This window comes from Octadecabacter sp. B2R22, assembly GCF_018861045.1.
Lineage (GTDB): Bacteria > Pseudomonadota > Alphaproteobacteria > Rhodobacterales > Rhodobacteraceae > Octadecabacter.
The window spans coordinates 21,463-46,766 of the sequence record NZ_JAHKQJ010000009.1; the positions used below are offsets into that span (position 1 = coordinate 21,463).

A 25,304-nucleotide genomic window follows, 5' to 3' on the forward strand; every position below is an offset into this window, starting at 1 on the left:
CCTCCAAGACAGGAGGCCCGCTACCGTTTTTAGCCTTTGGCGCCTTGGCCGCGCGAATAGATGTCTTCGTAGCGGATGATGTCGTCTTCACCCAAATACGCACCTGTTTGCACTTCGATCAGGACCATTGGGACCTTACCGGGATTTTCCATACGGTGAACGGCACCAAGTGGAATGTAGACAGATTGGTTTTCAGTCAGCAGGGTAACCGTATCATCAACTGTGACCTTTGCCGTCCCTGCCACTACGATCCAGTGTTCGGAACGGTGGTGGTGGCTTTGAAGGCTGAGTGACGCGCCAGGGTGAACGTGAATGCGTTTAACCTGAAAGCGGTCGGCGAGTACCAGTGTCTCGAACCAACCCCATGGGCGGTGATCTACAGGGAAGTGCTGAGCCTGCTTCGCACCGCGGTCTTTCAGAACTTTTACAGCTTTTTTGACGTGCTGGCTGTCGGACAGATTTGCGACCATCACCGCATCGCGCATGGCAACGGCGACAGTGTCTTTCATGCCGATTGCGACCAGTTCAATTTCGTCGGTTTCCGATCGCAGCAACGTGTTTTCGCAATCAAATGCCGTTGTGTTTTCGGAGAATGCGTTTCCGTTTTCATCCTTTGGCGATTCCTGCCAAACGGATTCCCAGCTTCCCAGATCGGACCACTGCCCATCGAAACGGACGACGCTCATGTTATTGGCTTTTTCCATGACCGCGTAATCGACGGAGTCTTCGGGGACACTTGCCCATAGATCAGGGTCGATGCGAATGAAGCTTAGGTCGTTTGTACCGGCGTTGATTGCAGCCTCGACGGACGCCAAGATTTCGGGGGCATGTTCGCGGAACGCCGCGATCAGTGTGTTTGCTTTCGCAAGGAATACACCGGCATTCCAAAGGTTGACCTTGTTTTCGAACAGGGCCTGAGCACGCTCTTCATCAGGTTTTTCAATGAACCGCGTCAGCTGGTGGACCTTTGGGTGCGTTTCATCACCCGCTTCGAGCCAGCCATAACCGGTTTCAGCGCGTGTTGGCGCGATACCGAAAGTGACGATCTGGCCCTCTGCCGCTGCGACGCTGCCTTTCTCGACGGCCGTACGGAAAGCCTGCGGGTCTGCGACAGCGTGATCGGATGGCACGAGAAGCAACATCGCATTTGGATCTGTCTTGGCGACTTGCAACGCTGCTGCGATCGCGGCCGGGGCTGTGTTGCGTCCCTCAGGTTCGATCATGATGTCAGTCGCGTTCATTCCGACTTCGTCGAGCTGTTCAGTTACAATAAACCGAAAGTCGTTTCCTGTAATGATGATTGGGTCCGTGAACTCCGGCCCAGCAAAACGTTTGGCCGAAGCTTGGAACAGGCTTTCATGACCAATCATATCAGCGAATTGTTTTGGAAAGCTCTTGCGGGAAAGTGGCCAGAGCCGAGTTCCGGAACCGCCGCACAGTAAAATCGGTGTAATCATTGAGTTAGGCCTTTCAAATTTGACTGCGGTGCAATGAGCGCGTCACATGTATCGTAAAGGATGTTGTCCCAAACGGTATAGCGTTCAAAAATTTCTCGTTGTTTCGGGCTCAGCGAAGAGATCGCGGACTCGTATTTGTCCGAGTTCGGCGACGTATTAGCGCGATCGATATTCGGGGACGCGAGGAACCCTTCTTTGACGAGCGTCGCCAAGAGAAGTTCGATCTTCTCTACGACGCCCAAAATCATATTGGGGGCCGTGATGTTATGCAGCGCCATACGCAAAAGGCTGGCTTCGGTGCCAAAGCTGGTCGCATTGAACTGACCAGACAAACGGCGCATCTGACCGTTGTCTATTTCCAGACGGTGGTTAGGCGTTCGGGTGCTGTAATCAAGGTAGTCACCAAAGCTCATGTCCTGTTCGTTGAGTATCTCAAATGAAGGATGTGTGCGGGTACGTTTGATGAATTGGTAAAAGCTAAAGATCCGCGGCCCGGGGCGACGCAGCGCACATAGATAACGATAGGGCAGGCCATATGCCTCACCCGCGCCCATGCTAAGGTGCCCACGAATATATCGGAGGTTCCGTCTTACAGGGCGGGGTAGGGCCTTTAGTTCATCCAACGTGCCATCGTGCACAATCCGGTTCGGCTGCAGGGATGGTTCCGCAGACAGCGCTTTGGCCAGAGAGGTTCCTGCCGTTTTAGGAAGGTGAAGGTGGATAAGCGCCGGTTTGATCTGCGCGTCTTGTTCTGCAAGCATCGCTGCATACCGACGTCGAAATTCGTCAGATCCCATGAACGCACGTCGCACCGAAGAAAGCGTTTCGTGGTTTTTGGCTTGGTTGGCGATCTCTTTTTCGGACCCGCGACGGTCCAAAATCAGTTGGTAGGCCAGAGCGACTTGGTTTGGATTTAAGGGCATTTAGAACCTACAACTGATGTTTCATGCTGCGAGGTCGTCCAGCTGGATATGTGGCGACGGATCATCATTTGAGAAGCTCTCGTGCATGGGCATATAAGATACGATCATATGCAACGAGCTCTTCCATGTCGTCACGCGATTGAGCGGTTGGTTTTTGTTTGGTGATTTTCCGCATATCGGGGCTGCTGTCCATAAGGTCATCGAGAACCTGATGTTTCTTGACTTTTGAAGGCGGTTCGCAGCCCAACGTCGCGGCAAGGCGTTTCATGTCCGCTGCGTATTGGTCCATGAAGCCAACAAACGCGAATTTTTCCAGATTGCGCAGGGCTTGTTCCAACATCTCGTCGAGCGAGATTTCTTTGGCGGCGCCGGTTTCATGGTACCGCCCGATCTGTGGAACGTCAGAGAAATAGCGCACCATTGTGTTGTTGATTGCCGGACTGTTGCGAATGACCGGGTGTTCAAAATAGCTGTCGACGTCGTGCTCGTTCGCCCAACGGGGCAGAACGAGGTTGTGACGCTCGATAATGCTTGGCGAGTGCGCTCGGTGAAAGTTGTACAGTGATACAAGTCGATCCAGCGGGTCGCGCAGGAACGTGATCATCTTCTTAGGACCAGGAATGAGCGTCGTGGCGTAGTGATCGTAATGACCAGAGAAGACCTTTGCAGACGCGAGGCTAGCGCCAGTGTGACCGTACAAACCATTCAACCGTTCGGAGTGAACATTCGATTGTCCAAACCAGTAAGACAGCATGTTGTGTAAAGTTGTACCGCCGCATTTGGGAATGTGCAGGAATACAACGCGATCCTCTTTTGCCGGCTGAAACTTGGTGATGTTCTTGAATGGCGTCGCAGGCGTAGACTGCTGGACGTTCGCGGTAGGTTGAGCGCCGGCGATATTCTTGTACTGCGCCGAAAATTCGGACGACTTTAGGAAAACCTGACGAAGGCTTGTGATGTCAGGGTGCGTGTTCTTCACTCTCTCCATCTCTTGAGGTGAGGGCGCGCGACCTAGGAAAACATTATAGCTTGTCTGGATGTCACGATCGGAAAGACCAACTTGTTTTGGGTCTTTCTTGGACGCGTCAAGGGATGCGCGCAGTCGGTCAATCGTGGGCAGGCCTTGTAAGAGGATGATCTGTGCATTCGTCGCATCACGACCCATGATGTTTTGGTATGTCTGCTGCACGACGTGGCGAGGAAGTTTGAGGGTACGAAGCCCCGTAATTACATCTTCATTGTTATGGCGGAACGTGTCCGGAACGAGACGGTCCAAAAGAGGTAGCAAAGGAGCGCAAAAGCGTTCTGCGTCAGTTGAAAGCAGAGGGGTGGTTTCGTGCTTTTCTGGCGCAAGAGCGTTGATTACAGGATTCAGCGTTTTGGCCGGTGTCAGCCGCATTGCATTCAGGTTCAGCTTTGGTGTGGATTTGACGTCTGAACCGCCAATCCAACGTTTCCGGAAGTCGAGGAAACTAGAGAAGTATTCACTGACAAAGCGGGCAAAGTTATCAACGGTGTCTTCAAGGCCGTCACGCACAGCCTTTTCGAAAGCGAGAATGGCACCAGGCAAAAATGCCAAATGGACCACAACTTTTTGGCCTTCAATGGGGTCTTCACCGCTCAGCTGTGCTGCTGTTGCGACTTTGATTTTAGTCTCTGTCGCATTCGCCAATTCCGCCAAAAACACCTTGGCCTCATCAGGAATAGACCCTGATTTGATGTCTGTAAGTGGCCAAAAAACGGCGGTCACATGTGTCATAAGAAAACATCTTTCAGGTCGGGGCGTTCCAGATCGTACTAACGAGACTTATAGATCTTCTAGGATTTCTTTCAAACGGCCACCGTACCGTTTGCCGATCGCCTTGCTTGAGAAGTTTTTACTAATGTAATCGTACGCTGCTTCGGCTTTTCCAATACGTTTCTTTGGATCATCGTAGGCTGCACGGAGCTGCGACGCGGCGTGCTCGATGAAAGGTTCGGCCCATTCGGATTTGGGGCGCACAAAAATGTAATCGCCATGGCGCAGTTGCGATATTTCGTAATCGACCAACCAAACCGTTTCGTCCGAGCAGAAATCCATATTTCCGGAATACGCAGTGCAAACGACCGGAACCTTCAGGTTCATGGCTTCGATCATGCCGAAACCCCAGCCTTCGGATTTGTGCAGCGAAATGTAGCAATCCGACCCGCATTTGAGACGCAGCAAGTCATGGTAGCTAAGTGTCTGGTTCAGGACCACAATACGTGGGTCTGATGACATGATTGCATCAACCTGATCCCAAAGCTGAACCTGAACTGGGTCGAAAACGGAATCACGGTTTTGGGTCTTCACGATAAGGCGGGCATTCTTTACGCCCTCAAACGCCTTTTGGAATGACTTCAGAACGCTGACTGGGTTCTTGCGCTGAACAAACGAGAAGCTGTCAAACGCAACCAAGCAAACGTAGTGTTCTTCATCAAACTGGAACAAACGATTCACGAAGTCGCGGCTGTCTTCGCGCGTGATGTCTGTGTTGTCTTCGAAACACATCCCGACGTTGACGACCGGTTTCCCTTTTGCGTCGTCCTTATAGATGTCGACGCCGTACTCGGTTGAGACCCAGATTTCGTCCAACAACTCCATGCCGAGATAGTGGCAATACGCTGGTTTATCGAGTTCCCAAAAGAAGTAGCCGATATTGTAAGAGTTCGAGAAAACATCTGGCTGATAGGCATACGCGAGAGGCGTGCTTTCAGCGTTCAGGTGAATGATATTCACCTTGGCTGGGCCATATTCCTCGATGAGTGTGTCGGAGCTGAATCCAACGGGGGCCGGATTGTCGAGGTCGAAATCGACGCCTCTGATTGAGACACCTGTTTCACGCAAAACAGCGGCAGACAAACGTGTCGCCTGACCAAGGCCAGACGCCTTTGCGAGCGGGCCGATCAGCTGAACATCAACGGTTTCGCGGTCGCCGTTCGGCACTGTAAGGGCGGCCGCTTCGAAGCGGTTGCCGTCCTGATCTCGGGTCATGAACATAAAGCTGTCGAGGTCAAAACCGCGTTTGCGCAGGATTGCAGCATAGCGATTGCGAGACATCGAAGTGAATTCACCGTCGTCGTTCTGCAGGCCACCTAGGAAGCGTTCGAACTCTGACTGACCGTCTTCGCCTTCAACAAGCAGTGAATTGATCGAGGACTTCGGGATATAGCGGAGCAGATCCGGCCGTTCGACGGCTGCCAGCATCATCGCCAGAACAAGGGATTTTCGTCCACTTGCGGTGCCCGGCCGTAAGAAATGCAGGCTCGGTGTGTTTTGGAAATACCGTTCTGAGAAGTAGCTCAGAGGGTAGGAATCAAGCCGGCGGGATGGGTGCACGCCACGTAGGAAATCAGCGTAGCGGTCCGGTATTAAGCAATCCTCGAAGTGCATATGCGGGCAGTCTTGATGGGCCCACCAGAACAACGTGTTTAGAAAGCTGTCACGATCATTGAGGTTCAAGGTGCCCATCAGGTCGGGACGACCTGTGATGCGCCACCAGATGACACGGCTAACGGAGAACGTTTGACCGGCCATAACGATCGGCTCGTTCAAGTAGTCGATGAGGTCCGCACTAAGTGGCACGCGGCGCTTTTCGCCACCGCGATATGCGGTCAGATACCAGAACAAAAACCGATCTTGGCTCTCAAGCCCAGGTTCGACCTTATAGGTTTCATCCATCCGGTATCTGTACCGGACATAATCCAAGTAGGCCGGATGACCACTTGTCGGGATTTCAGGGATGATCGGATCGGTTTTGAACATCAAACCGTGGTTCTTGAACGGCGGTTTGACGATCTTGGGGAGAGGCCCGTCTAGTTCGGGCGTTTCCTCAGCCAGCTTTAGAAACTGCGAAATCTGGCTGTTCAAGGCACGACTGCACCGCTCGGCGTCGGAGAGATCAACGGCCGGATTTGAAGCGTCTACGGCAATGGTCAAAGACCCAATTTCGTAGGATTTATCCCCGTGCGTGCGAACCGAAAGCCTGCCCTTTGTTGTCTTCAAAAGGTCATATGTTGCATCTGTGAGCTTGAAGCCGAAACCGCATTCAACTTCACCGCCCGTTACGCCGCGAACGTCTTCGCGTAAACCATTTGCAAAGCCGACCTCGACGAGGGTGTCGCCCGCATAAAGCGCCACCTGCACGCGTCCTTGCCCGGTGCGTCGGTTGAACACCCAACCGCGCACCATTCCATCGGCGCTTACTCCGTCAACGTAACCCTTGTACGGGCCCATTTTTGCAAGACGGGACGCCGCATTCGCTGCGCGCTTTGATGAATAAAGGGCATTACCAATCAACCCTCGGAAAGACGAAGCAAAAGACATGTGAAACCGCCAATTCTAAGTTTGGTATTCTATGCGAGCGCGTCGTAGTCAGACTTTGCCATCATTTCTGCGAGTTCGTTCACAGTCACCTTAGGCTGCCAGCCCAGCTTTGTTAGGGCTTTCGTCGGGTCACCGATAAGAAGTTCGACTTCGGCAGGGCGGTAGAACTTAGGATTAACCTTCATGACCTGCTTGCCGGACTTCTTATCAGTCGCGGTTTCGTTTTCGCCTTCACCGGACCATTCAATGTCCATACCAAGCGCTGAACCGGCGGCAGTAAAGAAGTCGCGGATCGTGGTCGTGACACCTGTTGCCAAAACATAGTCGTCAGGAACGTCTTGTTGCAGCATGTGCCACATGCCTTCGACGTAGTCGCCCGCAAAACCCCAGTCGCGCTTTGCGTCCATGTTGCCCAACTCGATCGCAGCATCGCCGCCCCGCGCCAAAGCCGCGAGACCCAGCGTGATTTTGCGAGTTACGAATTCTTTGCCGCGCAGCGGGCTTTCGTGGTTGAACAAAATGCCAGAGGAGGCATGCATGTCGAAACTTTCACGGTAATTCATAGTGATGTAGTGGCCGTACACCTTTGCAACGCCGTATGGCGAACGCGGATATAGGCGTGTGGTTTCAGACTGCGGAACCTCTTGCACGAGGCCAAACATTTCAGATGTCGAGGCTTGGTAGAAGCGTGTCTGAGGGCTGAGGGAGCGGAGCGTGTCGAGAATTTTGACAACAGCCATCGCATCGACGTCAGCAGTATAGATCGGGAGTTCCCAAGATGCGCCAACAAAGCTTTGCGCGGCCAAGTTGTAGAACTCATCAATTTCGAGATCGCGGATCACACGGAAAATGTTGTTCTGCTCGGCCAAATCGAACTCATGCAGCTCAACCTGGTTCGTGACACCCAGAAGATCCAAGCGCGTCGTCTCCGGCTGTGAAATGCGACGAACGCCCCCGTGAACCTTGTACCCTTTTTCCAAAAGGAATTTGGCCAAATACGCACCGTCTTGCCCTGTGATGCCGGTAATAAAGGCAGTTTTCATCTTGATCTCGCTCAATTTCACATAAATTCAGGGGACACATATTACGGTCGAGTTGGTAACACAATGGTCATCCCAACAACGCTAAATAGGCGCTGGATCCAAGATATTTCTTAGGTTTTGGGGTCTACTCGGAGCGCATGTTAAAAATCCCAGAGGTTGAACGCCCTGGACGGCTAACTAGGCCACATGTTCCCGGTGGTAACCTGATCCTGAACTTGCTCTGAGTTCTGGCTCAAACGGGTCTCGGGATCGGAGGTTAGCCGCCCCATACCGCGATATCGCAGCATGGGGCGAGAAGTCTCATTAAGACAGCGCGTCGAAATCTGCTTTTGCCATCATTTCAGCAAGCGTTTTAACATCTACGGTGTGCTTCCACCCGAACGCAGCTTTTGCCTTGGATGGGTCGCCAACCAACGCATCGATTTCAACTGGACGGAAGAATTCCTCGCTGACTTTTACGATTACGTTGCCTGATTTACGGTCGACCGCTTCTTCGGTTACGCCGGCCCCGTTCCATTCAAGGTCCAAGCCCAAGGCAGACCCTGCGTAGGACACAAATTCGCGGATTGTTGTGCTGACACCCGTCGCGAGAACATAATCGTCGGCGGTTTCTTGCTGCAGCATTTGCCACATGCCTTCGACGTAATCCCCCGCAAAACCGAAATCGCGTTCTGCATTAAGGTTCCCAAGCAAAAGCGGCGCGCTGTCACCTTTGGCAATCCGCGCAAGTTCACTGGTGATCTTACGGGTCACGAATTCTTTGCCGCGCAGTGGGCTTTCGTGATTGAACAAGATGCCGCTGGACGCATGCATGTCAAAGCTCTCACGATAGTTAACTGTAATGTAGTGCGCGTAAACTTTGGCAACGCCATAAGGCGAACGAGGATAGAAGGCTGTTTCTTCGTTCTGAGGCACGCTTTGGACGCGACCATACATTTCTGATGTGGACGCTTGGTAAAAACGAGCTTCTGGTAAAACCGTACGGAGGGCATCAAGGATGCGCAGAACACCGATACCGTTTACGTCAGCGGAATAGGTAGGTTGATCCCAAGATGCGCCAACAAAGCTTTGAGCGGCGAGGTTGTAAACCTCATCAAAATTGTTGTCGCCAAATGTCTTGAACAGATTTGAACTGTCACCCAGATCGAATTGGTGCATGTGAACATCATCCAACACACCAAGCTTTTCGAGGCAGGCGGTCTCAGGGCTGGCAGGGCGGCGCACACCACCGTGCACCTCGTACCCTTTTTCAAGTAGGAATTTCGACAGATACGCGCCGTCTTGGCCGGTAATCCCCGTGATGAATGCTCTTTTCATGATCTCATATTCCAAATTTGTATTTAGTTTTTGCCAGATCAGGCTCGCTGATATTTCCTAAGGGAGATTTCACAAACCCGACGGCAATTCAATGGCGGGCTTTGGCGTGGTTTTCTTGATACCAATCATATGTCGCCTTCAAGCCATCCCGAAGAGACCAGCTATGTGTAAAGCCGATGTCGCGCAGGCGCGAGACGTCGTAGCTTCGATCCAGCTGACCCTCGGGTTTGTCGTGCTCCCAGTTGATCCCAGTAACACCTGAGACCTCGGACAAGATTTCAACGACCCGCGCGATCGGCAGGGTATTGCCTGTCGCAACGTTGATCCGGCCTTCACCATTATCAACCATGTGAACGAGAGCCGCAGCTGCATCTTCTACATAAAGGAAATCACGGCGCGCCCGGCCGCGGCCCCAAACAGGAACTGCGCTGCCTTCGTTTTTGGCCGCGAGAAATTTGCAGACCAGCGATGGAATAACGTGGCCGTTCTCAACATCAAAACGATCACCTGGGCCATAGAGGTTGGTCAAAATAGCGTAGGCATAGCTCATGCCATATTGGCTTTGGTATGCTTCGAGTTGGCCAAGCATCGCGCGTTTGGACGCTGCATATGCGGCTTCGCCTGCGTGGGGCGGGCCATTGAGATATTGCTCTTCGCGGATATTTTCGACGAGGTGGCCCGGGTATGCCGCAACAGTTGACGCCGCAACAAACCGTTTGGCACCGACGGCGTGGGCAGCTTTGATCACGCTCAGGTTAATGGAAACATTGTCGTCAAAGACTTCGGCGGGGAAGCGCTTGTTGCCCATCAAACCATGGACGCGGGCAGCCGTATGAATGACGGCCTCTGGCTTATGCTTTTCAAAGAAGGCAAGGGTTTGTGCGTAGTCGGTCAAGTCAACTTCTGAGTGCGCAGCCGATACGTAAGGCCGGTTGGCGGCATCCAGTTGCCGGACAATTGATGCGCCCAAAAGTCCAGTGGTGCCAGTGACTAAAATCATCTTCTTACTCCGTAATCTGTTCCTTTCCACTAAGGCGTCTTTTCTAACGTGTGGAGGAGACAGGGTCTTTAATGTCTAACTATTCTACTGTGCCGCCATGGCATTGAACCGGTATCTTTATGGGCTCAAAACTTGTGACTGCCGTCTTTTCGCACCTTGATCTTTTGTTATGCCCTTTTCGCTATGAGGCACGTGGGAGTCAATCCAATTGGCCCCACTAAGTCGCGGATTTGCCTGACCTTTACGTCACCTGAAAGACATCCTTCAGAGCCTCGTATAGGGGGTTTGATCTAGACTTAGAAGGTAGGGTTTCCTATAGTTAATTTTGTCTAGAAAGATGGCTTATGGTGCCATTTGATTTCTTTCGACTACACAGGAGCTACCGTATCATGCCAAACGACAAAACCGTCGAATTTGACAGCCTCGTCCTCAGCAAACTTGCCCGAACACTTTATGGCCGCCAGTCTCAAGGCGCCTTCGACAAGGACGCTTGGGAAGCAGCGCGCCCCGAATTCCGCAAGCAAGCCCGTGCTTTGTTGCGCAGCTTGGACAAGCAGGGCTTGAAATTGGTCAGCGCAGAATAAGACACCTATTAGGTTAGAATTTTTACACCCCTGAATGTTGTCACAGACACGTTCAGGGGTGTTCTTATATTTGGTAATAGATAATGAAAAAGATCGTCCTGCACATCGGGCTGCCAAAGACGGCAACGACATTGATACAGAATACGCTTTGCGCTCATCCTGATAAGTTGGCGGATCTAGACATCGCCTATCTTCAGGCGGGATCGAGAGATTTCGGAGACCGCGGCCACCATTTGCAGGTTCAAGGGTTGCTGGGTGAGCGCGGCAAACGAATTCGCGTCAGCACCACTCAAGATGAGATCGAAGCCATCTGGCCTAAGACCTTTGACGAATTAGAAGCGAGCCCGGCCAATCAAATCATGATCAGCTCAGAGCTGTTTTCATTTGCGGTAATTACTCCTGCGGATATCCAGAAGCTAAAAGAACTTCTGGGAAACTATGAGGTCCGGGTCGTACTGGTGCTTCGAGACGTTGCTGACTTTGTCGACAGCGTCTATTCGCAACGTATCAAGGGTGGGTTTGCTGGATCGCCCGGCGACTTTATCGCGGCCAATTGGGGCAATTTGCATTGGCTTCAAATGTTCAATCGCTGGGCGAAAGTGTTCGGCGAGGACAACATTCGTGCCCTCGATTTTGGCGAACTCAAGAAGGGTAACTTGGTCGATAACTTTGTTCGTGATGCCTTTGATGTCAGTTTCGATGGGACATTGTTTGAAACTGAAACCGCGAATGAGGCCCTCCCTTATTATGCGGCGCAATTGCTGAAAGAAATTAACGCGAGCGATATACCACGGCCAATTGCGACGCGTTTCCGCATTCAAATTCGCGACTTCTTCATAGAACACGGTAGTTCTGGTGATTTTCGCAAGGCGAAATTCCTCGATGAGGACACCAAGACGATGTTGCGCCATTATTGCAAATGGCCGCGCATTTTCAGTCGATCCAACAATGTCTAGTAGCCCAAAATGAAGCAAATCCTACTGCACATTGGCCTGCCAAAGACAGCGACAACCCTCATCCAAGATGAGTTGGCGACTGAGCCTGAAGCACTGCAAAACGCAGGTGTGCACTATGTGCAATCTGGGACGGACGTGTTTGGTGACAAGGGTCATCATATTCTTGTGCAGGCTCTCTTGGGCGAGCGTGGGCGCCACATTCGTCATGACACCACGCAGGATGAACTGGATCAAGCATGGCCAAATGCGATGCGCGAAATGCGCCGCCATGATGCACCAATTCAGGTTCTAAGCTCGGAGTTGTTTTCGTGGGCTTTGACTGACGTCCGCGATCTCCGACGGTTGCAGCGCCGTTTAGACGGGTTCGACGTGCGGGTTGTTTTGGTCTTGCGCGACATCGGGTCTTTTACGGACAGTGCATATGCTCAGCGGGTAAAAGATGGCGCAGGCAGTTCAATCGGTTCGTTTGTCGCCCAGCATTGGGATTTGCTGAATTGGCGGGAGCTCACAAGAAATTGGGCCCGCGTCTTTGGGCGGGGAAATGTCCGTGCGCTTGATTTCAAGACACTTCAGAAGGACGGGCATGTCGTCGATAATTTTCTACGCAAATCTGTGGACCTACAGATCGACACGCCGATATTTGAACCCACATCAACTAATGTCGCACTGCCATTAAACGCGGTGCAAATCATCCGCGAAGTAAACGCCAGCGACATTGGGGAACCCGAGCAGATTGCGTTCCGCCATATGGTTCGGGCATTTTTCGACACACACGCTGGCGCTGTTGATCCGGCCGCGTTTCAAAAGGCCAAGTTCTTGAGCGGCGACGCCCGAAAAGTTCTGGAACGTCATTGCGATTGGCCGCAGATAGACGGTTAACCCCTTTCCGAGCGGTAAGGGGTTAACCTGCGTCTTTGGTTATGAGGACTCGTCGTCTGTCGATGCTGTCCGAATTGCAAAACTGGAAATATTTGCACCCAATCGGCGACTGTCGAGAATATCCGTTTGATCCGCACCAAACACCATTTCAGGCATCTCTTTCAAACTGATCTCAACGGTGAAGTCCTGCGATTCATCTGAGAACACAGATGCTGGTAGACGCGTCACCAACTCCTCGATGCTCGTTTTTAGCTCGTGCGTTTCCAGTTTTTCACCGTTGACGGTAACGATCACCTGATGCGCATCCCCCGAAGAAAGATCCCGTCCAGACATGGCCAAGACGAGTTCGAGGTCTTCGTCGTCCGCCTTGAACTGAATGTCGATCACAGCCCGATCACCGTCGATCCAAGTGAACCTGTCTTCGGCCGATGAGAACCCGTCTGACAAGAACTGCAAGCCATCCTCGTTGGTGACGGTCTTATAAACTGTATCGACTTCAACAAACGTAGCTTGGGACAAACGCATCTTTTCTAGTCCGGCACTGACGACACGGTTCTTACCACGTGCGCGCTTTGCGTGACTTGGGTGAAGTTCCAAATGGCACACGCCAGCAGACCCAGCCATTTCTGGGTCGAGCAGGATATCGTACCGTTCGACCTTATCGGTCAAAACAAACTCGGACGTGGTCGTGTCATTAATTGAGCAGGTCATTGTGATGTCGTCGCCCTGTTCCTCTGAGTCGACAGCGCTCATGTAGAGGGACAGTTTGGTCGAGCTTTTCAAGTCAGGGACAGAGAAGCTGAACTTGGCAGGACCATCCGTCAACCAAACCAAATCAGGCTCGACGTAGCCGCCGGACACCAACAATGGCAGACCAGATCCACCCCGACGCATGTCGTAATCCATGTCCTCGGACAGCTTAGGGATTTCAATATCTTGCGCACGGATGATCCCAATTGAGCTGACAAGAACACTCAGTTCGCGTGGGTCCAGAACCGCACCCTGTTCATCCAAAACCCGTTCGGCGTGATCAGCGGTCAGGCGCAAACGAATGGTGTCGGAATCAAGCGCGCCCAAAGGCAACGTAACCAGAATTTGGGTAGGGCTTGAGTTCAGGGCGTAATACCCGAGAGTCACGCCATTGACCGAAATCGTACAATGCTGCGGACGCTGTGAATTCGTTGCTGGACGACCTGCAAGGCCGATCGAAAGCTTCAGGTTATCTTTGTCCTTTTCGGTGACATCACCGAGCCGGAACCGCAATGTCGCAGAGAGACCATCCACCCAAATTGCGGTATCTTCCGGATAAGAAAAACCGGACCCCAAGTACTTCAGAGCGTCACTCCCTTTACGCAGATCGACGATATCGTCGATGAACATACGAGGGTAATACAGCGATGCTTCGCCGCCAGACTTCGTGGCCTGTGCGCCGATTGGTTCCAGACAGTCGCGAAGCGTGTTCATCTCGGGGTCGAACTTCATCATGTCGCGCAGGAATTGGCGTTGCCGAACAAAGCTGGCCTTCGACGGTCTGTGCGTTTCTAAGTCTGCCGTCACGGCGACATAGCTGGCGATGCCATTTTGCTGCAAACCACCATTCTTCAACGCGCCAATCAGCAAGGCGACAACTTCCAAACCATCGAGCAACGCGAGAAACTCGGGGCGCAACGTGTCCAGCACTGAACGCTTGAACACAAAACGACCCGTGTCCGAAAAATTATCGTCCGTCAAAAGCTGTTCAGTTTTGGTCGAGAACCCAAGACCGGCAACTTTCCGAGTTACGAAACGGTCGCGAACTGTGCCTTCAAAAGATTCTTCAAGCTTGCCGGATGCAGCAACCAGCGCAGTCGGGTTGTCCGACAAACGTCTGGCCAAGCCCGAAAAGTGTTCGCTAAAGAACCGCTCACCAGTGCGTACCAACGCAAACTGGTCGGTCTTGATGTGGGGCAGGGCGGCTGCAAATGCTTGGCCCGTTGTTGCTTCGATTGAGCTCGTTCCAAACACATCCGTCACAACTGTCGCGGAGGCAAATTGTTTGCCAAGCCCTGCCACGAGTTGTTTGCCGGCCCCATCCGCAAAGGCCTGATCACAGACAAACACTAGATGAAGTTTGACTTTAACCTGTTCTGCCAAATCTTTGATCACGTTGGCGGCTTCCACCAAGCGGTGACCGCGATACGGGAAAACAACCGTGATTTCGGATTTTGTTGTTGCCAGATTGTCCTTGGCGAAGGTTTTCGCGCGGCCCTCGTGTTGGTTGATCAATGCTTGAAGCGACTTTTCGAGGCTGAAGAACTCACGCATCCGTTCCTGGCCAACCCGCGCGCGTTCGTTTGCTGCGGCTGGATCCCGACGAATATCTTCGATGATCCCTTTGACCTGAAAGAAAATCTCTTCGTCGCTGAGGGTGTCGTCAATTTCATAAACAACGTCCGAGAAATACTTGTCCACAATCGAGTGCGGGTTCGCGATCATGGCCGCCCCTGCAGCCAATCCTTCAAACAAGCGGTTGGACATCACGCCACTTTCTTGGTGTGGGTGCGATGACATCGCAAGACAGATACCGGACCCAGCCAACGCGCGCACAACGGACGTCCCATCAAACGGGATTTCACCGCGATAAGTGTCGAAACCTTCCCAAGGACGTTTTCCAAGGAACACGCGTGGACCGTAAATATCGATCAGGTCTTCTTCGTCCAATAGGCGCAACAGTTCATGGTGGCGCCCCTTGGTGCTCCCCAAACGTTCCCAGTTGATCCCGATGTAAAACAATCGGGAATCTGCTGTGATGTTTGGCTCGAAGTAAGGCTCAGCAGGGCTATGGAACAAGTACGGGAATGGTTTTGGTGGCTGTGGACGCGCAGACCCCATCAGGGTGCGAACATGTGCATCGGCCATATCGGATGAACAGGACAACGCATCGTTGTGGGTCATCAGTTTTTCAACTGACGCTTCGTATCCGAAATCAAAATAGAAGCTCACAGGTTGCCAGATTGCATAGTAAGAATAAACGTCCGTGAGACGCGGGCTTTCGAAATGCAACGACAGGACAAAATCCACGTCGTCCCGCCCAAGCGGCCTGCTGTCATCAACGGGGCTGTCGTCACTGGCCCAAACTGGATAACCGTTATTGTCGGTCACAATGATCTTTGAACCGATGTTCTCTGCCGCAATACAGAAGCGTTTGATCACTTCGTATTCCGCGTTTTTAATATCGGGCCATGTTAATGGCACTGCGATCGTCGCCTTTGTTGGGTCGCCTGAGATGTTCGTCTTGAAATACGTCTCGAGCTTACTCAGATCGGGACTACCCAGTGTGGCTTTGATCATTTATTTTTCCAGTTTCTAATCAAGTTTAAGAAGACGTGCGCAAGTGAATTAAACGGGCTCGGGCCATTCACAAAACGCGAGGAGCTTTGTCTTAAGTTCCTCTGTTACAAAGTTTGGTCGGGGTAATCCACTTGGTTCCGCTGTAATCTGGGCATGAACCGAATTTCTTAGCTCAGCCTTGAGTTCACCACTGAGGTTAGAGCCGTTGATCTCTTTAAAAAACTCGATGGCGCAGTGAGGGACGCTTTCGTTCGAGGATTCATTTGGAAGACGCGGCTCTTCGTAGTCCCAGCCGAACATCCTGCGGATAAAGTCATCCGCAAGCTGATCGCGCTGAAGATGTTCAAATCGAAAGGTGATGACGTTTTTGGGCCCAAATACAGAACGCCAATGGTTCACAAGGGTCTTCCAGTTTAACAGCGGCCAGATTTGGTCGGAGTAGTCCTCAATCGATCCGTCATATCCATCGCGTACACGTTGGGCGTACACAGAATTCAGGAAATCAACGGGGTCGCGCAGAACCATTACGATCCGGATTTCATAACCAGTAAACGAGTCCCGCAACCGTTCGAGGTCCAAGGTCTCGTGAAGGTCCATCGAAAACAATTCGGAGCTGATGATAATGTAGTCCTCGGGACATTCAGCGATTTCAATGAATGAATCATCCCACGCCTTCTTGACCCGTTCTTCGGTTAGCCCGGGGTAAATGTGGCGACCACGATCACCAAGAAGCCCCATCACCAAGACATGGTGCCCAGAATCGTGAAATTCGTCAGTCCCAGTTTGAAGATAACGGATGTTCATATCCGCCAAAGCGGCAGGCGCCCTCCGCAAGCTATTTTGGAAGGTTGAAGACGCCGTTTTAGGCAGACCTACGTGCAAATACACAATCTTAGACATAATTTTAGGTATGGTATTAGCCGCCCCTTGTAAAGCAACCGACCCAGACAGCGCCTATTCCCTAGCGTTAGGGCGACCGCACCTAAGTCCTTCGTTCATAAGGTGAAATCCGGCCAATATCAGCGCACGCCTTATGCAATTTGCGCGCAATTCGGCTTAAGCCAAACGATCCCCCCATAGAAAATGAACCGTTTGACCATATTTAGGTCATCTTTTTGCCTACCCTAAAATGCCATTACGTCAGGGCAAGCGAGCGCAAACCTAATCAGCAACCAGTTTTCAAGGACCACTTTGAATGGACGACTTTTTCTTTCCGGAACATCAAGCACCCGACAGTTCAGAAGATATTCGAAACGACACCATTCAGACGGCACAACTGATCGCCGAAGGAACATATGATGTTTCCGGTCTGGGTCATGACTGGTACGAAATTCGTGCCCAAGCAGGTTTCCTGAACATCACAATGACGCCGGGTGATGAACCTCTCAACCTTGAGATGGCGTTGCACAACAGCGATGGCGACCGCATCCAACGCGCGCCATCGCCAAGCGGTGAAGAAACCCTCGAACGTCGGATCTCGACAGAGGACACCTATTTCCTACGCGTGTTCGCAGCCCCGCTCGGAGATAACCCCGCCGCCGACACCGAACTGGATTACACCTTATCAATCGATCTACCTGAATATATCGAGGACGATGGAAACGACACGCAGGCGACCGCAACGACGCTCGACGAAGGGCAATCTGGCCCAATCTTGGGAACCGGTATCGATTGGTGGAAGGTTACCAGCCCGTCTGGGTCGATAAATGTCACCATGACGACTGCGGAAAACCTAGATGATCCAGACGATTTCCGCGACGACCTGCGGAACTTGAATATGGAACTGTACGACAGTGACGGTAACCTGTTGCGGTCGAACTTCTCGACCAGCATGGTCGAGGATCTTACCTATCTAGCGCCGACCGCAGGTGATTACTTTATCAAAGTATACACATCGCAATTTGGCGGAAGCACGCCCGCGCCTGACAACATTCTGCTGAGCTACTCTCTCGACATTGACTTGCCAGAAGAAGACAACCGCGTTGATACAAACGGGTCTATCGCGACTGCTGAACTGCTGAGCGCAGGGGAAACCGTTGTCACCGACGGGATTGGGTCTGACTGGTATCAGTTTGAATCCGGGCCGGGGCTCATGGAGTTTTCCATGACAAACACCGATGTGTTTACGCCAGATGGCACCGCGATGAACCTGAACATGCGTCTTTATGATGCTGACGGAACTCCGATCCGGAACGGGTTCCAAGAGTTCGCTGACGAAAGCTTTGAACAGTATTCCAACGAAACCGCGACCTACTTTCTAAACGTTTACTGGGCCCCCTATGTGGACCAAGACCTGCCCAATGGGGTCGTTTTGGATTACACTCTGAATGTTGATCTTCCGATAAACACTTGGTCAAAAGAACTGGAATTTGGCCCTATCCGCAATGCCTCGGCTTCTGTCTATGACATCGACAACGATGGCAAAGATGAAATTTTCGTGGGCGCGGTGAAGTCCCTCGATGATGACGGCAATGAGATTTTGCCCGGTGGCCTGATTGTTCTTGAGGACAACGGTGACGTAAAATGGAGCCAAACATTCCCAGCGATTTCAGGTGCTGACCCAGTTACAGGCCTCTTTTACAACAGTACCTCCGTGACCACTGCACCAGTTTTCTCGGATGTGAACGGCGATGGTAGCATAGATATCATTGTTGGTGTTGGCGCTGACAATCGGAACGAATTTGCGCCTGCAGGCCAGCCCGGTGACATGGGCGGCGTCTATGCGCTGGACAGCGACGGCAACATTCTATGGTCGCACATAAATGAAGATTCATTTGGCCTTCTGAGCGATCCAAATGACCCGGAATCTGCAAGTGGGCCAGACGGTCGCCCTGATGGGACCTATGGCACACCGCGTGTTTTTGACATCGATGCTGACGGCCAACGCGAAGTGATCGTGGCGTCTTGGGATCACTATTTATATGTCCTGAACGGGTCCGACGGATCAGTAGAATACCGCGTTGATCTGCACGACACCGCAGGCGCATCACCAGCGGTTGCAGACCTTGATCTGGACGGTTTGTTCGAGATTATTGCACCCGCAGATATTACAGCGAACGCGAGTGCTGGCATCCCCGAGCAGGGCGGCATTTTGCACGTTTTGAATAACTACGGGCATCAAACCGTGAGCGGCTGGGACACCCAAGTCGGAACATCGACAAATGCTGAGTTCCGAGGCCAATTTGACGAACAATCGTTGTGGTCAAGCCCCACGACAGCCGATCTGGATAACGACGGCAGCCTAGAAATCATTCAGGGCACGGGCAACTATTTCCAAGATGACCGCGGTCAACATGTGAACGTATGGGACGCTGAAGGTAATTTGGTTTACGAACTCGCCACCCAAGGTCGCGTTCTGGCCGGCACTCTCGTTGCTGATCTGGATGGCATCGGCGGATCAGAAATCATTGCAGCAACCCTAGAGGGATACGTCCATGCATGGTCGGCATCTGGCCAAGAATTGTTTTCAACTCAGGTGATGCCTTACAATTTATCAACGGGAGAAGGCGTCGTTGATATTCCAATCGCACGTCAGCCCGTCGCCGTTGATCTGACGGGTGATGGTAACTTGGAAATCCTCGTCAGCATTGGGTCTCAGGTTGTTGTTCTGGATTCACAGGGCAATCAGATCACCAACACGGATTCAGCAGAACGGGCATTTAACAATTATGCAGGATCCCCCGTCGCACATGACATTGATGACGATGGCTATCTGGACTTGATCACGGGCGGCACGAACGCGGCCCAAGATCATGCCGTCGTCTATCGGTGGGAAAACATCGTAGATACGCAGTTCTCAACTGAAACCCGCATTGGCGAATATCAGAACAGCCAGTCCCTGAACGAGATCGAAGACTTTGTTCAACAGCTCTACGTCAACATTCTTGGCCGAGAAGCAGATGCGCGCGGTCAGAACAACTGGACGGATCGGTTGTATACAGGTGTTCTCAGCGGATCTGACGTCGCGCGCGGGCTTATCTTCAGCCAAGAATTCGTAAACCAAAACACGACGAACGATGAATTTGTTTCTGTTCTATACAAGGCAATCTTCGGCCAAGATGTTCCCGATGAACGTGGCTTTGCGCGATGGACTGGGGATTTGGACGACGGATTGAGCAGATTGCAAGTTTTGCAAGGGTTCACCGGTTCTCCGCAATTTTCTAACTTGGCGAGCTCTTATGGTATTCGGGCTGCCGCCAAATTTGGCGCTGTCACAGCAGGTGAAACCCTGATCGGTGACGACACAGACAGTTCGGTTTTGCGGGCCGGCGACGGCGATAACATCCTCGTTGTAGGGGCCGGGGCCGTCGATGACGTTTCCACAAGCCGCGTAGAATTGGCAGGCCAAGTTTACCGCCTGTATGAAGGCACTCTTGGTCGCCAACCAGATTCCACTGGTTTTCAAGGATGGTTTAACGGGCTGTCCAAACTGGTCGAAGGCCTTGGCGGCGGTGTAACATTGCAGCAAGCCGCGAACACCTTTGTAAATTCCCGTGAATTTCAGAATAACTACGGCGACTTGTCTGACGCAGAATTCGTAACACAGCTCTATCAAAACGTTCTGGATAGAGCGCCCGATGATCGTGGCTTGGCCCGATGGACAGGGGATCTTGCTGACGGTCTATCGCGCGCCGAAGTTGTGCTAGGCTTTACCCAAGCGGCAGAATTTCGTGCCAACACGGACCCAGAACTAGATGACTGGATGCAAGACGCAAAGGTCGAATGGAACGATGTCTTGGAAGGCGGCGCTGGTGATGACCAGATGAACGCCGGCACGGGCAGCGATGTCTTCGTATTCCGCAACGGCGAGGGCGGATCCGACATTATCTATGATTTCGAACCATGGGACCGATTGCAGTTGTCCGGCTTTGGGTTTGACACAAAAGAAGATGCTATTTCAAACATGACCCAGAGCGGGGGGTCAGTTGTGTTCGAAAAGTCTGGTCAGAAGATCACCTTCTTGAACACAAGCCTTAGCATGATGGACCGTGTCGGCTATAACTTGTCGTAACCACAAACGACAAAATTAGCGCGCAGCCCGATAATCAAAGATCGGGCTGCGCCAATTTCTAAAGCGTTGTGCGCAGTTTTTCCAAATGCACTCCAAGCAACTCTTGCGCTCGCTGTGCCGTGTCAGCTTCGACGTAACACCGGAATTCAGGGGCGTTACCTGACGGTCTCAGGTGGACAACATCGCCACTCTCAAAGCTCACTCTCAACCCGTCTGTTGTGTCAGAATCGGTTTCCGCGCCGACCTCCGCAAAGAAAGCTGCCCGCGCGGATGGGCTCTCAATCAGCCCTGTCAGAAACGCTTTGGACGCATCCGGAGCGATACCCGTCAACCGATCTGCGGCGGTGAAACGCGCGGGCAAATCAGCGACCAGCGCATCAAGCGTGGTTCCAGACGCCTGCGCGAGCGACAACGGTGCCAAAATCGGCAGAAGGCAATCGCGGGTCATCAACGGCGCCAAGCGGCCTGACGGCGTGACGGCTTCGAAGCCAAGCAAAAACCCGCCATTCGCCTCGTAGCCAACGACCTTTGCCGATGAATCCGCCGCGAGGCAGTCTTCCATCGCTGCAATCACAAATGGTGACCCAATACGCGTGAGATGGATCGTCTCGAAGTCGTCCATTTGCTTGATCATCGTGTTGGATGACACAGGCGTGCACAGGATGTCGGCGCCCAACATTTTCGATGTAATCGCGCCCAAGACATCCCCTGGAACGATATTGCTGTTGCGATCCACGACCATCGGACGATCAGCGTCACCATCGGTTGAGATCAAAACATCAAGGCTATGATCACCGCACCAGCCAGCAAACAAACTGCTGGTTTCTGGATCTACGGCTTCTGTATCGACGGGGATAAATTCATCCGACCGCGCGATCGGCACTGCGGTGCCGCCCAATGCGGTCACAACATCGACCATAACGTCCCGCGCCACAGAGCTGTGCTGGTAAACACCAACCCGCAAACCTGTCAGAGCGGCCGTACCGAAAGCCGACGTATAGCGCGCCACATACGCCGCAATCGCGTCTTGCCCGCCATCGATTTTGGCCGTCGCCTCAACTGCTGGACCTTCAAGCGCGGTCAGATGTAAAAGGATAGACGTTTCGTCTTCTTTCGAAATTTCGCCCTTCGTCGTGTAGAACTTCAGCCCGTTGCGATCCGCAGGAATGTGGCTGCCGGTAATCATGATCGCCGCTTGTCCTGCGGAAAGAGACGCGAGCGCCAGAGCAGGCGTCGGAAGAGGGCCGTCAACGATCGCGGTCTGACCAGCCTGCGAAATTGCCGTGATGACAGCGTCCGCGATGTCCGGCGAAGATGGGCGCAAATCCCAGCCCACTCGGACGGTGCCGTTTGTCTCACACGCCAAAAGGAACGCATTCGTGTAATCACTGACCAGATCCGATGTCAGTTCAGTGACAAGGCCTCGAAGCCCGCTCGTGCCAAATTTAGGAGCCATTATCGCGTGCCTTCCAAAAATAAAGTGATGTGGGTCCGAAGATTTCAGCGGCCCCAAGTTGATCTAGATTTGTCTGTTACAAGAAATCCTAGAAAACTGGAACGGCCCTATCGGCAGAAACTTGTTTTCATCTCGGCACGCTTAATAGGACGCGCTGACCCCCAAGTTGAAAGCGAAAGTGCTGTCCGGCGCGATCTGTACGCCAAAGGCAATTTGACCGTTATGCGAACTGTCCCACCCATAATATGCATCCGTAAAGACAAACCCGGTGGCATGAGTGCTCGTGTCGTGCACGTCCAAAAGCGCCGACGTAATCGCAACGCGCGTACGGGAAACCTCCACTCCGCCGCCGCTGCGCAAACCCCACACGCTCGATCCGCGAAGCGGGCGTTCAAACTGGGTATACAGGCGAGGCGTGAGTGTGACGAAATCAAATCGGACAGAGATTGGTTCGGGCAAAGGATCCGCACCATCTGGCAACTTATAATGCGCCTGACCGACCGACATCACTGCGTCCCACATTATATCCATATCGGAATGAGACCATATCAACTGCGACGCCCGCAAAGACAGCGCATAAGATGCGCCACTGCTTTGACGGGCGCCATCGGTATCTCCAAATATGTCATCAGCGGTTAGGTTAATTCGGAACCCCCCGGAGCTTTTTCCGAAAAAGCTGTTGGCGGTGCTTTCCAATGCATCCGGCAGTGTCAAACTAGGGCCGGACCCTGCCTGCAACCGAACCTCTATCGGGTTTTGTGCTGAGCCAATCGAAGGGCCAATTATAGCTATCAAGAATATTCCTAAGAAAAACGAACGAAAAGGATATTTGCTCATTTGTTTAGGACTTTCAGCCTTGCTCGAATTTCAACCATGGATAATATAAGTATTGGTAGAAATTGATAATAATTGTTTTCAAAGGGTGGATTTATGTTGGACGGTGTTTTTTCGGTACTATTTCTCATAGAAGGTGACGGCGACGGCGCATTTGATGACTTGTACGACGCGGATCTGATCAATGGCTTTAGTTTCGAACATGCTGACGCGCTTTCCGTTTTTGGCGATACGATCGCAGACGCAATCAACGCGGCACCGACAACGCTCTCCAGCACAAGCGTCGTCTGGGGTGACTCACAGAACGCCCTTTCGATTTCTGGGCTCAATCTCAGCGGTATCAGCTCTCTAGAAGAGCTCGCTAACGATCTGGAAGCGGGTATCGCAGAAGGTAACTTTTCCTCGATTGAATTCATCAGTGGTGGGACAACCATCCTAGAAATCGAAGCGACCGGAACCGCGTTTTCTCTGATTTCTGGCGCTCAAAGGATCGACCTGGTCGGCCAAATTCCCAATAGCTTCCAAGGCATGGCTGATCTGCTAGGTGCGGTCGCAGAACTATCACTGACCGATCCTGCTGACTTTAGCCAAGCTGATTTCAATTCTCTTATCAGTGTCTTGGACACCTTCGATTTGTCGTCCGCGACCGTAAGCAACGACGGCGCGCAAGTCGCGCAATTGACGCTTGGATCTTCCAGTGTTGCCTTCAATCTCGCTGGGTTAGAATTTGCGGCCGAAGGCACATTTGATTTTGATAGCCTCGGCAACTTCATCGAGATAATTTCGGATGCCACGAATAGGGGCCAAGATCCTCTCGACCTCGGGGATATCGCAGAATTTGGGCTGACAGAAGTATCCGTCACAGGCGCTGACGGCTCCGAACTGATCACAATTACCGGCAACCCAGAGACAGAAGACGACCTCGTCTTTGAAACACTCGAAGTGGTCGGAACTGATTATGAGGATCACGACGTTTCTTTAGACGCCATTCTCTCTTTTGACGCCGAGCAAATCACGGTCGACCTCGGGGCTGGTAAAGACGAGCTCTCCGTGCGCCCAGACTATGCTTATTATGGCAACGAAACTGACTATCTCAACCCTCCCGATGTCTTCGTCGACGGCGGGGCTTCATTGAATGGTAACTTTGAGAGTAACGAGTTAGATATCATCTCTGAACTTTATGGTATTTACACACTCAATTTCGAAGATGGGACATTTGACGCAACCGTCGACCCTGATGCCATCTACGGGAATTATGTCTACCAGGACGGCCAGTGGGTCTTTGTCAGCCCCGAAGATGATTTCTCAGAAGATAACGCTGTAACCGTCCTAGAATTTGACTTCGTGAACTTCTCGGATGTGGATCTCAATCTTTATGGCGGTGGCCAATTGATGGTGACCGGTGACGCCGAAGAAAACCGCTTCGATCTGAAATCGCTGCCGGACTACTTCGAAATTGACGGAAAAGACGGCGATGATCGGCTTAAGTTCGACAACGGGTATTACGAAGTAACGGTCTCAGAACTCGTCAACGGTGTCGAAGTATCAAGCGTTGAATACTTAAACAACATCACAGCTGAGGATTTCCTCGCCGTGTTTGATATCGAGGTAACCGAAGGGGCCTGGTATGAAGTGTTCGTTGAATCCACGGGCGAAGTCGTCGGGAAATTCCGCAATATCGAGTCATTCCAGTTCTTGGACGACATCGGGGAAGACGTTTTCCTAGGATTGGAAGACTTGGTTAATGACAATGCGTTCGTAGGCGACGACCTCGGCAATTTCTTGGTCGGAGATGATGCGCAGAACGTTCTTGTTGGCGCAGGTGGTAACGACGTACTGCGCGGTAAGTCGGAGTCAGATATCCTGTTTGGCGACGACGGTGATGATTACATTTTCGGTGACGATCTTCCGGTAACGTATTTTGCGGACACGGCGGCGTCTGTGTACCGTTTGTACCAAGCCACGCTTGGGCGCGAACCAGATGCGAATGGGCATCAGAACTGGACAACGCGCGTTGCCACGGATGAACTATCGCTGCTTCAGGCCGCGAATGGGTTTGTGAATTCAACGGAATTCCAGAACACATATGGTGCCTTGGAAAATGCCGACTTCGTCAATCTGCTCTATCAAAACGTGCTGAACCGCGATGCGGATGACACCGGCTTGGCC

The 25,304-nt window shown here is 52.2% G+C and carries 16 protein-coding genes; 5 read left to right on the forward strand and 11 right to left on the reverse strand.

Annotated elements, in window-relative coordinates:
• Window positions 1-29 precede the first annotated feature (29 nt).
• The 7 genes from KO486_RS12825 to KO486_RS12855 all read right to left on the reverse strand — a co-directional run bounded on the left by KO486_RS12825 (window position 30) and on the right by KO486_RS12855 (window position 10,085).
• Window positions 30-1,457: a mannose-1-phosphate guanylyltransferase/mannose-6-phosphate isomerase gene (locus KO486_RS12825; protein WP_216037684.1), complete on the reverse strand. Its 1,428-nt coding sequence runs from the start codon at window positions 1,455-1,457 to the stop codon at window positions 30-32.
• On the reverse strand, window positions 1,454-2,380 hold the full coding sequence (locus tag KO486_RS12830; protein WP_216037685.1) for a hypothetical protein: 927 nt from the start codon (window positions 2,378-2,380) through the stop codon (window positions 1,454-1,456). The genes KO486_RS12825 and KO486_RS12830 overlap by 4 nt, the downstream gene beginning before the upstream one ends.
• A 64-nt stretch (window positions 2,381-2,444) precedes the next feature.
• On the reverse strand, window positions 2,445-4,139 hold the full coding sequence (locus tag KO486_RS12835) for a sulfotransferase family 2 domain-containing protein (protein ID WP_216037686.1): 1,695 nt from the start codon (window positions 4,137-4,139) through the stop codon (window positions 2,445-2,447).
• Window positions 4,140-4,187: 48 nt separating this feature from the next.
• Window positions 4,188-6,725, reverse strand: a complete 2,538-nt coding sequence (locus tag KO486_RS12840; RefSeq protein ID WP_216037687.1) for a glycosyltransferase — start codon at window positions 6,723-6,725, stop codon at window positions 4,188-4,190.
• A gap of 29 nt (window positions 6,726-6,754) precedes the next feature.
• Complete coding sequence (gmd, locus tag KO486_RS12845; protein WP_216037688.1) at window positions 6,755-7,768, reverse strand: GDP-mannose 4,6-dehydratase; 1,014 nt, start codon at window positions 7,766-7,768, stop codon at window positions 6,755-6,757.
• Window positions 7,769-8,071: 303 nt separating this feature from the next.
• The gene (gene gmd, locus KO486_RS12850) at window positions 8,072-9,085 is read right to left on the reverse strand and encodes a GDP-mannose 4,6-dehydratase (RefSeq protein ID WP_252734770.1); all 1,014 of its coding nucleotides are present in this window, start codon (window positions 9,083-9,085) and stop codon (window positions 8,072-8,074) included.
• Window positions 9,086-9,173: 88 nt separating this feature from the next.
• Complete coding sequence (locus KO486_RS12855; protein WP_216037689.1) at window positions 9,174-10,085, reverse strand: NAD-dependent epimerase/dehydratase family protein; 912 nt, start codon at window positions 10,083-10,085, stop codon at window positions 9,174-9,176.
• Between the two features lie 389 nt (window positions 10,086-10,474).
• On the opposite strand from KO486_RS12855, the gene KO486_RS12860 reads away from it, so the two are divergent.
• The 3 genes from KO486_RS12860 to KO486_RS12870 all read left to right on the forward strand — a co-directional run bounded on the left by KO486_RS12860 (window position 10,475) and on the right by KO486_RS12870 (window position 12,504).
• Window positions 10,475-10,669: a hypothetical protein gene (locus KO486_RS12860; RefSeq protein ID WP_216037690.1), complete on the forward strand. Its 195-nt coding sequence runs from the start codon at window positions 10,475-10,477 to the stop codon at window positions 10,667-10,669.
• 83 nt (window positions 10,670-10,752) lie between these two features.
• Complete coding sequence (locus KO486_RS12865) at window positions 10,753-11,625, forward strand: hypothetical protein (RefSeq protein ID WP_216037691.1); 873 nt, start codon at window positions 10,753-10,755, stop codon at window positions 11,623-11,625.
• A 9-nt stretch (window positions 11,626-11,634) separates the two neighbouring features.
• Window positions 11,635-12,504 (forward strand): hypothetical protein, encoded by an 870-nt coding sequence (locus KO486_RS12870; RefSeq protein ID WP_216037692.1) that lies wholly within the window; start codon window positions 11,635-11,637, stop codon window positions 12,502-12,504.
• 39 nt (window positions 12,505-12,543) lie between these two features.
• Here the strand turns inward: KO486_RS12870 and KO486_RS12875 are convergent, their stop codons facing one another.
• Both KO486_RS12875 and KO486_RS12880 read right to left on the reverse strand, forming a co-directional pair.
• The gene (locus tag KO486_RS12875; RefSeq protein ID WP_216037693.1) at window positions 12,544-15,834 is read right to left on the reverse strand and encodes a glycosyltransferase; all 3,291 of its coding nucleotides are present in this window, start codon (window positions 15,832-15,834) and stop codon (window positions 12,544-12,546) included.
• Window positions 15,835-15,882: 48 nt separating this feature from the next.
• Complete coding sequence (locus KO486_RS12880) at window positions 15,883-16,638, reverse strand: sulfotransferase domain-containing protein (RefSeq protein WP_216037694.1); 756 nt, start codon at window positions 16,636-16,638, stop codon at window positions 15,883-15,885.
• Window positions 16,639-17,029: 391 nt separating this feature from the next.
• Here KO486_RS12880 and KO486_RS12885 point away from each other — a divergent pair, with 391 nt between their 5' ends.
• Window positions 17,030-20,845 (forward strand): DUF4214 domain-containing protein, encoded by a 3,816-nt coding sequence (locus KO486_RS12885; protein ID WP_216037695.1) that lies wholly within the window; start codon window positions 17,030-17,032, stop codon window positions 20,843-20,845.
• Between the two features lie 58 nt (window positions 20,846-20,903).
• On the opposite strand, the gene KO486_RS12890 is transcribed toward KO486_RS12885, so the two are convergent.
• Both KO486_RS12890 and KO486_RS12895 read right to left on the reverse strand, forming a co-directional pair.
• Window positions 20,904-22,301, reverse strand: a complete 1,398-nt coding sequence (locus KO486_RS12890; protein WP_216037696.1) for a phosphomannomutase — start codon at window positions 22,299-22,301, stop codon at window positions 20,904-20,906.
• A 141-nt stretch (window positions 22,302-22,442) separates the two neighbouring features.
• The gene (locus tag KO486_RS12895) at window positions 22,443-23,096 is read right to left on the reverse strand and encodes a hypothetical protein (protein ID WP_216037697.1); all 654 of its coding nucleotides are present in this window, start codon (window positions 23,094-23,096) and stop codon (window positions 22,443-22,445) included.
• A 135-nt stretch (window positions 23,097-23,231) separates the two neighbouring features.
• Between KO486_RS12895 and KO486_RS12900 the strand changes: the two genes are divergently transcribed.
• On the forward strand, window positions 23,232-25,304 hold a 2,073-nt coding region (locus KO486_RS12900), incomplete at its 3' end, for a DUF4214 domain-containing protein (protein ID WP_216037698.1).

What these genes read in the sequence shown, in the direction of transcription:
- gmd (WP_252734770.1), bottom strand. Translation starts at nt 9,085, where the DNA reads ATGAAAAGAGCATTCATCACGGGGATTACCGGCCAAGACGGCGCGTAT.
- KO486_RS12885 (WP_216037695.1), top strand. Translation starts at nt 17,030, where the DNA reads ATGGACGACTTTTTCTTTCCGGAACATCAAGCACCCGACAGTTCAGAA.
- KO486_RS12870 (WP_216037692.1), top strand. Translation starts at nt 11,635, where the DNA reads ATGAAGCAAATCCTACTGCACATTGGCCTGCCAAAGACAGCGACAACC.
- KO486_RS12825 (WP_216037684.1), bottom strand. Translation starts at nt 1,457, where the DNA reads ATGATTACACCGATTTTACTGTGCGGCGGTTCCGGAACTCGGCTCTGG.
- KO486_RS12830 (WP_216037685.1), bottom strand. Translation starts at nt 2,380, where the DNA reads ATGCCCTTAAATCCAAACCAAGTCGCTCTGGCCTACCAACTGATTTTG.
- KO486_RS12875 (WP_216037693.1), bottom strand. Translation starts at nt 15,834, where the DNA reads ATGATCAAAGCCACACTGGGTAGTCCCGATCTGAGTAAGCTCGAGACG.
- KO486_RS12840 (WP_216037687.1), bottom strand. Translation starts at nt 6,725, where the DNA reads ATGTCTTTTGCTTCGTCTTTCCGAGGGTTGATTGGTAATGCCCTTTAT.
- KO486_RS12880 (WP_216037694.1), bottom strand. Translation starts at nt 16,638, where the DNA reads ATGAACATCCGTTATCTTCAAACTGGGACTGACGAATTTCACGATTCT.
- KO486_RS12860 (WP_216037690.1), top strand. Translation starts at nt 10,475, where the DNA reads ATGCCAAACGACAAAACCGTCGAATTTGACAGCCTCGTCCTCAGCAAA.
- KO486_RS12835 (WP_216037686.1), bottom strand. Translation starts at nt 4,139, where the DNA reads ATGACACATGTGACCGCCGTTTTTTGGCCACTTACAGACATCAAATCA.
- gmd (WP_216037688.1), bottom strand. Translation starts at nt 7,768, where the DNA reads ATGAAAACTGCCTTTATTACCGGCATCACAGGGCAAGACGGTGCGTAT.
- KO486_RS12855 (WP_216037689.1), bottom strand. Translation starts at nt 10,085, where the DNA reads ATGATTTTAGTCACTGGCACCACTGGACTTTTGGGCGCATCAATTGTC.
- KO486_RS12890 (WP_216037696.1), bottom strand. Translation starts at nt 22,301, where the DNA reads ATGGCTCCTAAATTTGGCACGAGCGGGCTTCGAGGCCTTGTCACTGAA.
- KO486_RS12865 (WP_216037691.1), top strand. Translation starts at nt 10,753, where the DNA reads ATGAAAAAGATCGTCCTGCACATCGGGCTGCCAAAGACGGCAACGACA.